At 40.8% G+C, this 13,534-nt stretch carries 16 protein-coding genes, 1 tRNA gene and 1 riboswitch; of the genes, 13 read left to right on the top strand and 4 right to left on the bottom strand.

Annotated elements, in window-relative coordinates; translation table 11 throughout:
- Positions 1-33 precede the first annotated feature (33 nt).
- Positions 34-411 (bottom strand): large conductance mechanosensitive channel protein MscL, encoded by a 378-nt coding sequence (mscL, locus tag ACLV7Q_RS06010; protein WP_000916792.1) that lies wholly within the window; start codon positions 409-411, stop codon positions 34-36.
- Positions 412-492: 81 nt separating this feature from the next.
- A complete protein-coding gene (locus tag ACLV7Q_RS06005) occupies positions 493-924 on the bottom strand; it encodes a GtrA family protein (RefSeq protein ID WP_218757126.1) in 432 nt (143 codons plus the stop codon).
- 28 nt (positions 925-952) lie between these two features.
- Positions 953-1,049: riboswitch (PreQ1 riboswitch) on the top strand.
- Between ACLV7Q_RS06005 and ACLV7Q_RS06000 the strand changes: the two genes are divergently transcribed.
- From ACLV7Q_RS06000 to dapA, 4 genes are all read left to right on the top strand, one after another.
- On the top strand, positions 1,047-1,556 hold the full coding sequence (locus ACLV7Q_RS06000) for a QueT transporter family protein (protein ID WP_218757125.1): 510 nt from the start codon (positions 1,047-1,049) through the stop codon (positions 1,554-1,556). Its footprint overlaps the riboswitch before it by 3 nt.
- 99 nt (positions 1,557-1,655) lie before the next feature.
- A tRNA-Thr gene (locus tag ACLV7Q_RS05995) sits at positions 1,656-1,728 on the top strand.
- Between the two features lie 379 nt (positions 1,729-2,107).
- Positions 2,108-3,184 carry an aspartate-semialdehyde dehydrogenase gene (locus ACLV7Q_RS05990; protein WP_218757124.1) on the top strand — a complete coding sequence of 359 codons (1,077 nt, stop codon included), beginning with the start codon at positions 2,108-2,110 and terminating at the stop codon, positions 3,182-3,184.
- 55 nt (positions 3,185-3,239) lie between these two features.
- Positions 3,240-4,175: a 4-hydroxy-tetrahydrodipicolinate synthase gene (gene dapA / locus ACLV7Q_RS05985; RefSeq protein ID WP_218757123.1), complete on the top strand. Its 936-nt coding sequence runs from the start codon at positions 3,240-3,242 to the stop codon at positions 4,173-4,175.
- Positions 4,176-4,220: 45 nt separating this feature from the next.
- On the opposite strand, the gene mnmE is transcribed toward dapA, so the two are convergent.
- Positions 4,221-5,594, bottom strand: coding sequence for a tRNA uridine-5-carboxymethylaminomethyl(34) synthesis GTPase MnmE (gene mnmE / locus ACLV7Q_RS05980; protein WP_218757122.1), 1,374 nt, complete (start codon positions 5,592-5,594; stop codon positions 4,221-4,223).
- 137 nt (positions 5,595-5,731) lie between these two features.
- The gene (locus tag ACLV7Q_RS05975; protein ID WP_001117401.1) at positions 5,732-5,914 is read right to left on the bottom strand and encodes a 4-oxalocrotonate tautomerase; all 183 of its coding nucleotides are present in this window, start codon (positions 5,912-5,914) and stop codon (positions 5,732-5,734) included.
- 122 nt (positions 5,915-6,036) lie between these two features.
- Here ACLV7Q_RS05975 and ACLV7Q_RS05970 point away from each other — a divergent pair, with 122 nt between their 5' ends.
- The 9 genes from ACLV7Q_RS05970 to ACLV7Q_RS05930 all read left to right on the top strand — a co-directional run bounded on the left by ACLV7Q_RS05970 (position 6,037) and on the right by ACLV7Q_RS05930 (position 13,521).
- A complete protein-coding gene (locus tag ACLV7Q_RS05970; protein ID WP_000068143.1) occupies positions 6,037-6,627 on the top strand; it encodes a thymidine kinase in 591 nt (196 codons plus the stop codon).
- Positions 6,624-7,703, top strand: a complete 1,080-nt coding sequence (gene prfA, locus ACLV7Q_RS05965; protein ID WP_001028815.1) for a peptide chain release factor 1 — start codon at positions 6,624-6,626, stop codon at positions 7,701-7,703. The genes ACLV7Q_RS05970 and prfA overlap by 4 nt, the downstream gene beginning before the upstream one ends.
- On the top strand, positions 7,703-8,539 hold the full coding sequence (gene prmC / locus ACLV7Q_RS05960; RefSeq protein ID WP_218757121.1) for a peptide chain release factor N(5)-glutamine methyltransferase: 837 nt from the start codon (positions 7,703-7,705) through the stop codon (positions 8,537-8,539). Before prfA ends, prmC begins: the two co-directional genes overlap by 1 nt.
- Positions 8,526-9,125, top strand: a complete 600-nt coding sequence (locus ACLV7Q_RS05955; protein WP_218757120.1) for an L-threonylcarbamoyladenylate synthase — start codon at positions 8,526-8,528, stop codon at positions 9,123-9,125. Before prmC ends, ACLV7Q_RS05955 begins: the two co-directional genes overlap by 14 nt.
- Position 9,126: 1 nt before the next feature.
- A complete protein-coding gene (locus ACLV7Q_RS05950) occupies positions 9,127-9,558 on the top strand; it encodes a GNAT family N-acetyltransferase (RefSeq protein ID WP_218757119.1) in 432 nt (143 codons plus the stop codon).
- Between the two features lie 62 nt (positions 9,559-9,620).
- Positions 9,621-10,877 (top strand): serine hydroxymethyltransferase, encoded by a 1,257-nt coding sequence (gene glyA / locus ACLV7Q_RS05945; protein ID WP_218757118.1) that lies wholly within the window; start codon positions 9,621-9,623, stop codon positions 10,875-10,877.
- Between the two features lie 7 nt (positions 10,878-10,884).
- A complete protein-coding gene (locus tag ACLV7Q_RS05940; RefSeq protein WP_218757117.1) occupies positions 10,885-11,859 on the top strand; it encodes a nucleoid-associated protein in 975 nt (324 codons plus the stop codon).
- Entirely contained in the window at positions 11,859-12,473 is a 615-nt protein-coding gene (gene pmp23, locus ACLV7Q_RS05935; RefSeq protein WP_218757116.1) for a cell wall hydrolase Pmp23, read from the top strand. The genes ACLV7Q_RS05940 and pmp23 overlap by 1 nt, the downstream gene beginning before the upstream one ends.
- 73 nt (positions 12,474-12,546) lie before the next feature.
- Positions 12,547-13,521 (top strand): DUF1002 domain-containing protein, encoded by a 975-nt coding sequence (locus ACLV7Q_RS05930; RefSeq protein WP_218757115.1) that lies wholly within the window; start codon positions 12,547-12,549, stop codon positions 13,519-13,521.
- Positions 13,522-13,534: the final 13 nt, after the last annotated feature.

Below are 13,534 nucleotides of genomic sequence, written 5' to 3'. Positions count from 1 at the left end.
GGATTTAGCTTTGTGCTAGATCCTTTTAAACGATTATTTTTTCTCAAGAAGCGCTTTGATTTCTTGAAGTACTTCCAATTCGGTTGGTTTTTTTTCGTCAGTTTTTTCTTCCTTTATGCCAGTCAGTTTCTGTGCTTTTTCAATACCCTTGATAATAAAGAAGAGGGCGGTACCCACAAAGATAAAATTGATAATAGCACTTAAAAAGTTACCATAGCCGACTCCATGCCAAGAAAGTTGAGCGATACGTTCGACTTTAGCAGCTTTCAAAGCTGGATTTAAAATAAGAGGAGTGATAATGTCGTTTACAAGTGAAGTAACGATAGCACCAAAAGCAGAGGCAATGACAACACCGACAGCAAGGTCAATAACATTTCCTCGAAGCAAGAATGATTTTAGATTTTTTAACATACTGTTTTCCTTTCAACGTTTCGTGTTTCATTGTATCCTAAATCATTATAGAAGGCAATTAAAAGGCTCATAAATGGAACATTATTTTCTAAAAATATAGACCTTGCTCAAGATATAATTGATGATAATAATGAGTATTTGTGCAATTATTGTTTCAATAGCATTTATCTTATCAATGTTTTCATTTACGAATTGACCTATGATGTGAGGAAATTGGGTTACAAAGAGAAAAGTTAAAAACAAGTCTAACAGAAAAGTAGAAAGGCGAGCAAGAGAAAATTTCACTAAACGAATAAGCCGATTCTTCCTTGCTTGCTTAAATACAATCGTATCATTTGTGATAAAGGCAAATAGGATACCAATACTATTTGCTAAGGCAGTAGCAAGGAGTTCCTGATGACTTAGTTGATAAATGACTAGTCGTGAGAGAATCGAAACTAGAGTTGTTGCAAGGCCAAAAAAGAGATAGGCTAAGATTTCATTGTTAAAAATTTTTTGAATAGGAATTTTCATGTGTTAAGTATAGCATAAAGAAGGCTATTATGCTATACTAGTAAGGTTGAATAAAGCAACCCTTGGTGCTTAGCTTCTTTCACCAAGCATATTACACGCGGGCAACCGCCAAAGGAGAAAAGATGAAAAAATTAACTATTCGTGATGTTGCAGACATTGCAATCGTTGCTGCTATTTATGTCGTTTTGACTGTCACACCGCCCCTAAATGCCATTAGCTATGGTGCTTATCAGTTCCGTATTTCAGAAATGATGAACTTTATGGCTTTTTACAATCCTAAGTACATCATCGGAGTTACCATCGGTTGTATGATTGCTAATTTCTTTAGCTTCGGACTACTAGATGTCTTTGTTGGTGGCGGATCAACCTTGGTATTCCTCAGTTTAGGTGTTTGGCTTTTTGCAAAATACAGCAAGGATTACCTCTTTAACGGATTGATTCGAAAAGATCATTTCTTCTTTTCAATCCTCTTTTCAATTTCCATGTTTACTATCGCTGCAGAGTTAAATATTGTAGCAGAATTACCATTCTTCCTTACTTGGTTTACAACAGGGATCGGTGAATTTGCTTCATTGACTATTGGAGCGATTATTATTGGTAAAATTGGTCGTCGAATCGATTTGAACAAATAGAACAGGACAAGCTAGGTAGCCTTTACCTGGCTTTTTCTTATGGAAAATTTCTAAGGAAACTTGACAAGCTTTTCTGATTATAGTATACTTTTCAAGTAAGCTGATTTAGCTCAGTTGGCAGAGCGCATCCATGGTAAGGATGAGGTCGCCGGTTCAATCCCGGCAATTAGCATGATATTTACAGGGAAACTCTTGAATACAAGAGTTTTTTCTTATGCTCGCGAGAAAAAATTCTGACTTTTGTATAATAAAAGTCAGACTGCAAAAATTTATTATTGACAAAACCAATTATCTCTAGTAATATAATAGATGCGATGAGTCGATAGGTAGTCTTCGGACTACTATTGAGCATAAGGAGGTCATAACGCAGGAGCGGACCTTGATGAGTTGTGTGAACCTGCTCATCACATGAAGATGCCTCTTAGTCCCTAGTCTAGCGACTGGGGATTTTTATTTTTCAAAAAATGATGAAAAAGCTTTGCAATTCATGGAAAAAGTAGTATAATACTTCTATTATAGAAATTTTTAGAAAATTCCGAAAGAGGTTATTTATGGGATATACAGTTGCTGTAGTCGGCGCGACAGGTGCTGTCGGTGCTCAGATGATAAAAATGTTGGAAGAATCAACACTTCCAATCGATAAAATTCGTTTACTTGCTTCTACACGTTCAGCAGGCAAGACTTTGAAGTTTAAAGATCAAGATATTACGATTGAAGAAACGACTGAAACAGCTTTTGAAGGTGTTGACATTGCTCTCTTTTCAGCAGGTGGTTCTACCTCAGCTAAGTATGCACCATACGCAGTTAAAGCTGGAGCGGTGGTAGTAGATAACACATCTTACTTCCGTCAAAATCCAGACGTTCCTTTGGTTGTTCCAGAGGTCAATGCTCACGCACTTGATGCCCACAACGGGATTATTGCTTGCCCTAACTGTTCAACAATCCAAATGATGGTGGCTCTTGAGCCAGTTCGCCAAAAATGGGGCTTGGACCGTATCATTGTTTCAACTTACCAAGCCGTTTCAGGTGCTGGTATGGGAGCAATTCTTGAGACACAACGTGAACTTCGTGAAGTCTTGAATGATGGTGTAACTCCACGTGATTTACATGCCGAAATCTTGCCTTCAGGTGGGGACAAGAAACACTATCCTATCGCCTTCAATGCTCTTCCACAAATCGATGTCTTCACTGACAATGATTACACATACGAAGAGATGAAGATGACCAAGGAAACTAAGAAAATCATGGAAGATGATAGTATTGCCGTTTCAGCAACATGTGTTCGTATTCCAGTCTTATCAGCTCACTCTGAGTCTGTTTATATCGAAACAAAAGAAGTGGCTCCAATTGAAGAAGTAAAAGCCGCTATCGCAGCCTTCCCAGGTGCTGTTCTTGAAGATGATGTAGCTCATCAAATCTATCCTCAAGCTATCAATGCAGTGGGTTCACGTGATACCTTTGTTGGTCGTATCCGTAAAGACTTGGATGCTGAAAAAGGAATCCACATGTGGGTTGTTTCAGATAACCTTCTCAAAGGTGCTGCTTGGAACTCAGTTCAGATTGCAGAAACTCTTCACGAACGTGGCTTGGTTCGTCCAACAGCTGAATTGAAATTTGAATTAAAATAGTCATATAATTTAGGAGTTCAGATGAACTCCTTCTTTGAAATAGAGAGGTGTTTTCATGTCTTATCAAGATTTAAAAGAGTGTAAAATCATCACAGCCTTTATTACTCCCTTCCACGAGGATGGTTCCATCAACTTTGATGCTATTCCAGCCTTGATTGAGCATTTATTGGACCATCATACAGATGGAATTCTTCTCGCAGGGACCACTGCTGAGAGTCCAACTTTGACCCACGATGAGGAGTTGGAGTTGTTTGCGGCTGTACAAAAGATTGTCAATGGACGAGTTCCTTTGATTGCGGGTGTGGGTACCAATGATACGCGTGACTCGATCGAGTTTGTCAAAGAAGTAGCAGAATTTGGTGGTTTTGCTGCTGGGCTTGCTATTGTTCCTTACTACAACAAACCTTCTCAAGAAGGAATGCATCAGCACTTTAAGGCCATTGCTGATGCTTCTGATCTACCAATTATTATCTATAACATTCCAGGGCGTGTAGTGGTAGAATTAACTCCAGAAACCATGCTTCGTTTGGCTGATCATCCAAATATCATTGGTGTTAAAGAATGTACTAGCTTGGCTAATATGGCTTACTTGATTGAGCACAAACCTGAGGAATTCTTGATTTATACAGGTGAGGATGGAGATGCTTTCCATGCCATGAACCTTGGTGCGGATGGGGTTATTTCTGTTGCCTCTCATACAAATGGGGATGAGATGCACGAAATGTTTACGGCCATTGCAGAAAGCGATATGAAGAAAGCTGCAGCTATTCAGCGTAAATTCATTCCTAAGGTTAATGCCCTCTTCTCTTATCCAAGTCCTGCTCCAGTTAAAGCTGTTCTTAACTATATGGGATTTGAAGCTGGTCCAACTCGTCTACCTCTTGTTCCAGCACCAGAAGAAGATGCCAAACGCATTATCAAGGTTGTCGTAGATGGCGACTACGAAGCGACCAAGGCAACCGTAACAGGTGTCCTTAGACCAGATTACTAATAAGACAATAAAATCCATGACCGCAAGAACGATCATGGATTTTTCTTATTTTCCTAAACAGAATTGGCTAAAGAGTTGGGTAATAAGTTCATCAGGAGCAGCATCTCCAGTGATTTCTCCGAGGATTTCCCAAGTACGAGTCAAATCAACTTGAAGTAAATCAACAGGCATCCCCAGTTCAAGACCTTCATTAACAGCTTGCAAACTTTCAACGGCCTTCTCAATCAAGGAAATGTGACGGGCATTTGACAAGTAAGTAGCATCTTGCTCAACCAACCCAGCATTTTCAAAGAAGAGGTTGTTGATTCTCTCTTCAATCTTATCGATGTTTTGGTTTTTAAGGACTGAAATACGGATGACATCTTCTGGAAGTTCAGAGGTTTCAATAACTTCTGGAAGGTCGGTCTTATTTAGAAGTATAATGCGGTTTGTATCTTGGCTAATATCAAGGAGTTGGCGGTCTTGGGCGGTTAAGGGCTCGCTAGCGTTTAGTACTAGCAGAACCAAGTCAGCTTCCTTAAGAGCTTTTTTCGAACGCTCAACACCTATTTGTTCCACGATGTCATCCGTTTCACGGATACCAGCTGTATCAATCAATTTGAGAGGGACACCGTTGATGTTGACGTATTCTTCAATGACATCTCGAGTAGTACCAGCAATATCTGTAACGATAGCCTTGTCCTCACGCAAGAGGTTGTTGAGGAGGCTTGATTTCCCAACATTGGGGCGGCCGATGATAGCCGTTGAAATTCCCTCACGAAGGATTTTACCGCGACGGGCTGTCCTAAGGAGATTGGTTAGCAATTGCTCAAACTCCATAGTCTTCTCTCGGACAACAGCAGTAGTGGCTTCCTCAACATCGTCGTACTCAGGATAATCGATATTGACCTCAACTTGGGCAAGTGTGTTAAGGATTTCTTGACGGGTATTGTTAATCAGGTCAGAAAGGGAGCCGTCTAATTGCTTAACTGCAATGTTCATGGCCTTGTCAGTCTTGGCACGGATGATGTCCATCACTGCCTCAGCCTGTGTCAAATCTACACGACCGTTTAGAAAGGCCCGTTTAGTAAATTCACCAGGTTCAGCCAATCGAGCTCCTTCACGGATAGCTAGTTGGAGAATTTCATTAGTCACCGCAATCCCACCGTGGGTGTTAATCTCGATAATATCCTCACGAGTGAAGGTCTTTGGAGACTTCATGGCTCCAACCATAACCTCGTCCATGACTTTTCCTGTCTGAGGGGCAACGATGTGACCGTAGTTGAGAGTGTGGCTGGCAACCTTGTTCAAGTCTTTTCCTTTAAAAATCTTTTGCGCAATAGCAAAACTTTCTGTTCCGCTTAGGCGGACAATACCAATAGCCCCTTCACCTAGTGGAGTAGAGATAGCAGCGATGGTATCAAATTCACGTGTAATCATAATGTTTCCTTTAATAAATAGCTCTTTTATTGGAAATTTTTCCAAGTCTCTTTTCAAATTGTAACAAATTTAGGCTATTTCTTCAATGAATGCTACTTGGAGATTGAAAAAGCCTAAGCAATTCTGCTTAAGCTAGTTTATTTGGTGCGCATTTCTCCTTGTGGGAAGTAAGTTCCTTCAGGCATGTCGTTGATGATGACATGGACAGCAGATTGAGGTGCTCCAGTGTTACGGACAACAGCTTCCGTTACTTCCTTAGCAAGAGCCTTCTTTTGCTCGAGCGTGCGTCCTTCAAATAAATCGATGCGTACAAATGGCATAATAGCTTCCTCCACTAGTTTTGATTTCTTCTATTTTACCACATTTTGCCGTTTAAAGCTTAAGAAAATTATGATATACTAGAATGTAGCAAAAATTTAGAAATGGACGTGAAGCAAGAAACATGGCACAGTTGTATTATCGTTATGGGACCATGAACTCTGGTAAGACGATTGAGATTCTCAAGGTGGCCTATAACTATGAGGAGCAAGGCAAAGGTGTTGTGATTATGACTTCGGCTCTGGATACGCGTGACGGTGTTGGCTATGTGTCGAGTCGAATCGGTATGAAACGCCCTGCTCTTGCGATTGAGGAGACGACGGATATCTTTGGCTATATCCGAGACCTACCAGAAAAGCCTTACTGTGTTTTGGTCGATGAAGCCCAGTTTCTCAAGCGTCACCATGTTTACGATCTAGCTCGTGTTGTTGATGAGTTAGACATACCTGTCATGGCTTTTGGCTTGAAAAATGACTTTCGCAATGAACTATTCGAAGGTTCCAAATATCTCTTGCTCTTAGCAGATAAGATTGACGAAATCAAGACAATCTGTCAGTATTGTAAGAAAAAGGCGACTATGGTTTTGCGAACACAGGATGGACTGCCCGTTTATGATGGTGAGCAGATTCAAATCGGTGGTAACGAAACCTATATCTCAGTTTGCCGTAAACATTATTTTGCGCCTGAAATCAATAAGGAGAATGAAGAAAAATGAACATCTATGATCAACTACAAGCAGTAGAAGACCGTTATGAAGAATTAGGAGAGTTGCTCAGTGACCCAGATGTGGTTTCGGACACCAAGCGTTTCATGGAACTTTCAAAAGAAGAAGCTTCAACTCGTGACACAGTAACAGCCTACCGTGAATACAAACAAGTCCTTCAAAACATCGTTGATGCTGAAGAGATGATTAAGGAATCAGGCGGAGATGCGGACTTGGAAGAAATGGCCAAGCAAGAACTCAAAGATGCCAAGGCTGAAAAAGAAGAATACGAAGAGAAATTGAAAATTTTGCTCCTTCCAAAGGATCCAAACGATGACAAGAACATCATCCTTGAAATTCGTGGAGCTGCTGGTGGTGACGAAGCAGCACTTTTCGCCGGAGACCTTCTAACTATGTATCAAAAGTATGCGGAAGCCCAAGGCTGGCGCTTTGAAGTCATGGAGGCTTCTATGAATGGTGTCGGTGGTTTCAAAGAAGTGGTTGCCATGGTTTCTGGTCAATCTGTATACTCTAAACTTAAGTATGAGTCTGGAGCCCATCGTGTGCAACGTGTCCCTGTGACAGAAAGTCAAGGCCGTGTTCATACTTCGACAGCGACAGTTCTTGTTATGCCAGAAGTTGAAGAGGTTGAATACGACATTGATCCAAAAGACCTTCGTGTCGACATCTATCACGCCTCTGGTGCTGGTGGACAGAACGTCAATAAGGTTGCGACTGCCGTTCGTATAGTTCACTTGCCAACCAATATCAAGGTTGAGATGCAGGAAGAACGTACCCAGCAGAAGAACCGTGAGAAAGCCATGAAAATCATTCGTGCGCGTGTTGCTGACCACTTTGCTCAGATTGCACAAGACGAACAAGACGCTGAGCGTAAGTCAACAATCGGTACTGGTGACCGTTCAGAACGAATCCGTACTTATAACTTCCCACAAAACCGTGTCACAGATCACCGTATCGGCTTGACTCTCCAAAAACTAGATACCATTTTGTCTGGTAAATTGGACGAAGTTGTGGATGCCTTGGTTCTTTATGACCAAACACAAAAATTAGAAGAATTAAACAAATAATGAAATTAGCTCAATTATTTTCAGATTTTGAAGAAGAATTGATAAGACAAGGAGAGGAAGCTGAAAGCCTCTCTTTTGTCTATCGTAGCCTGAAAAATCTATCTTTTACAGACTTTGTTTTTGCCCTCCAGAAAGAGGTAACAGAGGAAGAAAAACAATTTGTAAAAGGAATTTTTCAACAGTTAGCAGCTCATAAACCGGCACAGTATATCATTGGACAGGCAGATTTTTATGGAATGCAGCTAAAAGTGGATGAACGAGTATTGATCCCTCGTCCAGAGACAGAGGAATTGGTTGAGCTTATCCTAGCTGAAAATCCTGAGACGAATTTTTCAGTTCTGGATATTGGAACAGGTAGTGGAGCTATTGCTCTCGCCTTAGCAAAAAACAGACCAGATTGGTCAGTGACAGCAGCAGATATTTCCCAAGATGCTTTAGATGTATCCAGCGAAAATGCTAAAAATCAAAATCTTCAAATATTTTTAAAAAAATCTGACTGTTTTACAGAAATTTCTGAAAAATATGATATAATTGTTTCCAATCCACCCTATATCTCTCGTGAAGATGAGTCAGAGGTCGGCTTGAATGTTTTGCATTCGGAGCCTCATCTAGCTCTATTTGCAGATGAGGATGGCCTAGCTATTTACCGTAGAATTGCGGAAGATGCAAAAGACTATCTCAAAGATGGTGGTAAGATTTACGTTGAAATTGGATACAAGCAAGGTCAAAGTGTTCCTGAACTTTTTAGGAAACATCTTCCTGAAAAGCGAGTACGAACACTCAAGGACCAATTTGGTCAAGATAGGATGGTCGTGGTTGGTGATGGACAGGATTAGACAAGAGTTGGAAAAGGGCGGAGCAGTCGTTCTGCCTACAGAGACGGTTTATGGTCTTTTTGCCAAGGCGCTAGACGAAAAAGCAGTTAACCATGTTTACCAACTCAAACGTCGTCCCAGAGATAAGGCACTCAATCTCAATATTGCCTCTTTAGAGGATATCTTGCACTTTTCAAAGAATCAGCCAATTTATCTTCAAAAACTTGTAGAGACCTTTTTACCAGGTCCCTTGACCATTATCCTTGAAGCCAATGACCGAGTTCCCTATTGGGTCAATTCTGGCCTCGCGACTGTTGGATTTCGGATACCAAGTCATCCCATTACCCTTGATTTGATTCGAGAGACAGGTCCCTTGATTGGGCCGTCTGCCAATATTTCAGGTCAGGCAAGTGGAGTGACCTTTAATCAAATTCTAGAGGATTTTGACCAAGAGGTTCTGGGTCTGGAAGACGATGCTTTTCTAACTGGACAGGATTCAACTATTTTGGACTTGTCTGGAGACAAGGTGAAAATCTTACGCCAAGGGGCCATTAAGCGAGAAGATATTCTTGCTCGGTTGCCAGAGATTTCTTTTGAGGAGGAATGAGATGCTAAGAGATTTAAGAGAAACTGATGTGAAAGCTATTTGTGACATCAACCAAGAGGCTTTGGGTTATTCTTTTAGTCCAGAGGACACAGCTAGTCAACTAGCTAGATTATCTCAGGATTCACATCATTTCCTACTTGCTTATGAGGATGAAGCTAGTCATGTCTTACTTGGATATGTCCACGCTGAGGTCTATGAATCACTTTATTCTAAAGCAGGATTTAATATTTTAGCCTTAGCAGTTTCACCTCAAGCGCAAGGTCAAGGTATTGGTAAAAGCTTATTACAAGGGTTGGAGCAAGAAGCAAAAAGACGTGGTTATGGGTTTATCCGCTTAAACTCTGCCGATCATCGTCTGGGTGCTCATGCATTTTATGAAAAAGTTGGTTATACTTGTGATAAAATGCAGAAACGGTTTATTCGCATCTTTTAGTTTAATTTTCTAAGTAAGAAAATTAAACTAATGGACTAGTCACACAATAAAGGAGAAGACCTATGATTTTTGACAAAGATGATTTTAAAGCATACGATGCTGATCTCTGGAATGCTATTGCCAAAGAAGAAGAACGACAACAAAACAACATTGAGTTGATTGCTTCGGAAAACGTAGTTTCCAAGGCTGTTATGGCAGCTCAAGGGTCTATCTTGACGAATAAATACGCCGAAGGTTACCCAGGACGCCGTTATTATGGTGGAACAGATGTAGTAGACGTGGTAGAATCTCTAGCCATTGAACGTGCAAAAGAAATTTTCGGTGCAAAATTTGCCAATGTCCAACCACACTCAGGAAGCCAAGCCAACTGTGCAGCTTACATGGCCTTGATTGAGCCAGGTGATACGGTGATGGGGATGGATTTGGCAGCAGGTGGACACTTGACCCACGGAGCTCCAGTTAGCTTCTCAGGTCAAACCTACAACTTTGTGTCTTACAGTGTTGACCCTGAAACGGAACTCTTGGATTTTGATGCTATCTTGAAACAAGCCCAAGAAGTAAAACCAAAATTGATCGTAGCAGGTGCTTCAGCCTATTCTCAAATTATCAACTTTTCAAAATTCCGTGAAATTGCTGATGCTGTTGGAGCTAAGCTCATGGTAGATATGGCTCATATCGCTGGTTTGGTTGCTGCTGGTCTTCACCCAAGTCCAGTACCATACGCTCATATCACTACAACAACGACTCACAAAACCCTTCGTGGACCTCGTGGTGGTTTGATTTTGACCAATGATGAAGACTTAGCTAAGAAAATCAATTCAGCTATTTTCCCTGGTATTCAGGGTGGTCCTTTGGAGCACGTTGTGGCGGCTAAAGCTGTTTCCTTCAAAGAAGTTTTGGATCCAGCCTTCAAGGAATATGCTGCTAATGTTATCAAGAACAGCAAGGCTATGGCAGATGTCTTCTTGCAAGACCCTGATTTCCGTATTATTTCTGGCGGGACTGAAAACCATCTCTTCCTAGTGGATGTGACTAAGGTTGTAGAAAACGGAAAAGTTGCTCAAAACTTGCTGGATGAAGTCAATATTACCCTAAATAAAAACTCAATTCCTTACGAAACCTTGTCACCATTCAAGACAAGTGGGATTCGTATCGGATCTGCAGCCATTACTGCACGTGGATTTGGTGAAGAAGAAAGTCGCAAAGTGGCTGAACTCATCATTAAAACCCTTAAAAATGCAGAAAATGAAGCTGTCTTAGAAGAAGTGAGAAGTGAAGTTAAAGAATTGACAGATGCCTTCCCATTATACGAGGACTAAAACTTTTATGGACATTTATATTAAGAAAGCCATTATTCACCAGTTCAGTCCGGATGATACCGAGCTGTTCCTAGCGGATAAGCTTCTCAATATTACTCCAAAAATCGAAGAATACCTGCGTAGAAAAATTGAACGTGTGTATTCAGATGAAGCCAAGACTGGGATTTTCGAGGAAGAAAATCCCTTCTTCAATCATATCACAGACGATTTGTTGGAGACATCAGTAAAGCTGGCTAATCTCTGGAAAGAGGAGTTCAGCATTTCAGAAAATCTCAAGACCAATGACTTGATTTTTGTGCAATTTTCTAAAGAAGGTGTAGAACATTTCGCTTTTTTGAGAATTGCCCTGCGCGAGACCTTGACCCACCTCGGAGGAGAAGTTGATAATCCAATCAAGCTGACTCAGAATAACCTGCCTGGATTTGGAACGGGTGCTGACGAGGCCTTGGTCGTCAATCTTCAAAGTCGCAAGTACCACCTGATCGAGAAACGAATCAAGTACAATGGAACTTTTTTGAACTACTTTTCAGACAATCTTCTTGCTGTCGCTCCTAAGATTTCACCCAAGAAATCCATCAAGGAACTGGAAAAGACAGCCCAGAGAATTGCCGAATCTTTTAATACAGATGATTTTCAATTTCAATCCAAGGTCAAATCAGCGATTTTTAACAATCTGGAAGAAAGCAATGAGTTGTCACCTGAAAAATTGGCTAATGACCTTTTTGATAACAACCTGACGGCTCGTTTGAGCTTTATTGACCAAGTCAAAGAAATCGTACCAGAACCAGTTCAATTTGATGAAATTGATGCCAGTCGCCAATTAAAGAAATTTGAAAACCAAAAACTCTCCTTGTCAAATGGAATTGAGCTCATCGTTCCCAATAACGTCTATCAAGACGCCGAGTCTGTTGAGTTTATCCAAAACGAAAATGGAACCTACTCTATCTTAATCAAAAATATCGAGGATATCCAAAGTAAATAATGTTTAAACGAATTCGAAGAGTGCTTGTACTAGCAGTCTTCCTTTTTGCTGGCTATAAAGCTTACCACGTTCACCAAGATGTCAAGCAAGTCATGACCTATCAACCCATGGTGCGAGAAATTTTGAGTGAAAAAGACACTCCAGCAAACGAAGAGCTTGTGCTCGCTATGATTTATACTGAAACAAAAGGAAAAGAAGGCGATGTTATGCAGTCTAGTGAGTCTGCAAGTGGTTCAACCAATACCATCAATGATAACGCCTCTAGCATTCGGCAAGGCGTTCAAACTCTGACAGACAATCTCTATCTGGCCCAGAAGAAGGGGGTAGATGTCTGGACGGCTGTTCAAGCCTATAATTTTGGACCTGCCTATATCGATTTTATCGCCCAAAATGGCAAGGAAAATACCTTGGCTCTGGCCAAACAGTACTCTCGTGAGACTGTTGCTCCCTTGCTTGGTAATACCACTGGAAAGACTTATAGTTATATTCACCCCATTTCCGTTTTTCACGGTGCAGAACTCTATGTAAATGGAGGAAACTATTATTATTCTAGACAGGTGCAACTCAACCTTTACATCATCAAATGTTTCACTCTCTTTTCGACATCTGGCTAGTCCAGATGTTTTTGTTATAAGTTTTCTTTAAGATAGATATATTACTCTAGAAAGGTAAAGGAGGAAATTCCCTATGAGAAAGAAACTCTTTCTGACTAGTGCTGCGGTCTTGTGGGCGGTAACAGCTATGAATAGCGCCCATGCAGCAACAGATGTTCAAAAAGTCATCGATGAAACCTATGTCCAACCTGAATATGTCCTAGGTTCATCACTATCTGACGACCAAAAAAATCAAACCCTAAAAAAACTAGGCTACAATGCCTCCACAGACACCAAAGAACTCAAGACCATGACACCTGATGTCTATTCTAAGATTATGAATGTGGCCAATGACTCTAGCTTACAGTTGTATTCATCAGCCAAGATTCAAAAACTAGGTGACAAATCACCACTTGAGGTAAAGATTGAAACACCAGAAAACATTACTAAGGTGACGCAGGATATGTACCGCAATGCAGCCGTAACTTTAGGAGTAGAACACGCCAAAATCACTGTAGCAGCCCCTATCCCAGTTACAGGTGAGAGCGCCCTAGCAGGGATTTATTATTCGCTAGAGGCTAATGGAGCCAAGGTGCCACAAGCCAATAAAGACTTGGCTCAAGAAGAGTTGAAGGCTTTGTCTGATATCAATGCTGAAAACAAGGACAAGACAGGCTATGATGCTAATAAATTAAATGTTGCCCTAGCAGATATCAAGTCAGGACTCGCCAAAGCTAAAGAAAGCAAGGGAAATCTGACGGAGGAAGATGTCCGTAAAATCGTTGAAGATACCTTAAAAAACTACAAACTTGATCAGGTTATAACAGGAAACCAGATCAATATCATCATCAATTTTGCTTTGAATCTCTCAAAAAGTGATATCCTCAGCAATGCAGACTTCACTAAAACCCTGAATGACCTTAAACAAAGTATTGTTTCACAAGCTGGCGACAGTTTTAAAAATATTAACCTTAACTTTGATGCTGATAAGGCACTAGAAGAAGGTGGTAACTTCTTAAGCTCCCTCTGGCAAGCCATTGTCAACTTCTTCAAGAGTTTTGGTTCTTAAGAAATTTCATGGT

The sequence above is a fragment of the Streptococcus mitis genome (genome assembly GCF_965111725.1).
In the GTDB taxonomy this organism is placed as follows: Bacteria; Bacillota; Bacilli; order Lactobacillales; family Streptococcaceae; genus Streptococcus; species Streptococcus mitis_DV.
The sequence above is the reverse complement of the archived record's forward strand: the minus strand, read 5'-3'. Positions and strand labels throughout refer to the sequence as shown.

Bases quoted from the DNA above. Each gene is read 5' to 3' on its own strand.
- mscL (WP_000916792.1), bottom strand. From the start codon at position 411: ATGTTAAAAAATCTAAAATCATTCTTGCTTCGAGGAAATGTTATTGAC.
- ACLV7Q_RS06005 (WP_218757126.1), bottom strand. From the start codon at position 924: ATGAAAATTCCTATTCAAAAAATTTTTAACAATGAAATCTTAGCCTAT.
- ACLV7Q_RS06000 (WP_218757125.1), top strand. From the start codon at position 1,047: ATGAAAAAATTAACTATTCGTGATGTTGCAGACATTGCAATCGTTGCT.
- ACLV7Q_RS05990 (WP_218757124.1), top strand. From the start codon at position 2,108: ATGGGATATACAGTTGCTGTAGTCGGCGCGACAGGTGCTGTCGGTGCT.
- dapA (WP_218757123.1), top strand. From the start codon at position 3,240: ATGTCTTATCAAGATTTAAAAGAGTGTAAAATCATCACAGCCTTTATT.
- mnmE (WP_218757122.1), bottom strand. From the start codon at position 5,594: ATGATTACACGTGAATTTGATACCATCGCTGCTATCTCTACTCCACTA.
- ACLV7Q_RS05975 (WP_001117401.1), bottom strand. From the start codon at position 5,914: ATGCCATTTGTACGCATCGATTTATTTGAAGGACGCACGCTCGAGCAA.
- ACLV7Q_RS05970 (WP_000068143.1), top strand. From the start codon at position 6,037: ATGGCACAGTTGTATTATCGTTATGGGACCATGAACTCTGGTAAGACG.
- prfA (WP_001028815.1), top strand. From the start codon at position 6,624: ATGAACATCTATGATCAACTACAAGCAGTAGAAGACCGTTATGAAGAA.
- prmC (WP_218757121.1), top strand. From the start codon at position 7,703: ATGAAATTAGCTCAATTATTTTCAGATTTTGAAGAAGAATTGATAAGA.
- ACLV7Q_RS05955 (WP_218757120.1), top strand. From the start codon at position 8,526: ATGGACAGGATTAGACAAGAGTTGGAAAAGGGCGGAGCAGTCGTTCTG.
- ACLV7Q_RS05950 (WP_218757119.1), top strand. From the start codon at position 9,127: ATGCTAAGAGATTTAAGAGAAACTGATGTGAAAGCTATTTGTGACATC.
- glyA (WP_218757118.1), top strand. From the start codon at position 9,621: ATGATTTTTGACAAAGATGATTTTAAAGCATACGATGCTGATCTCTGG.
- ACLV7Q_RS05940 (WP_218757117.1), top strand. From the start codon at position 10,885: ATGGACATTTATATTAAGAAAGCCATTATTCACCAGTTCAGTCCGGAT.
- pmp23 (WP_218757116.1), top strand. From the start codon at position 11,859: ATGTTTAAACGAATTCGAAGAGTGCTTGTACTAGCAGTCTTCCTTTTT.
- ACLV7Q_RS05930 (WP_218757115.1), top strand. From the start codon at position 12,547: ATGAGAAAGAAACTCTTTCTGACTAGTGCTGCGGTCTTGTGGGCGGTA.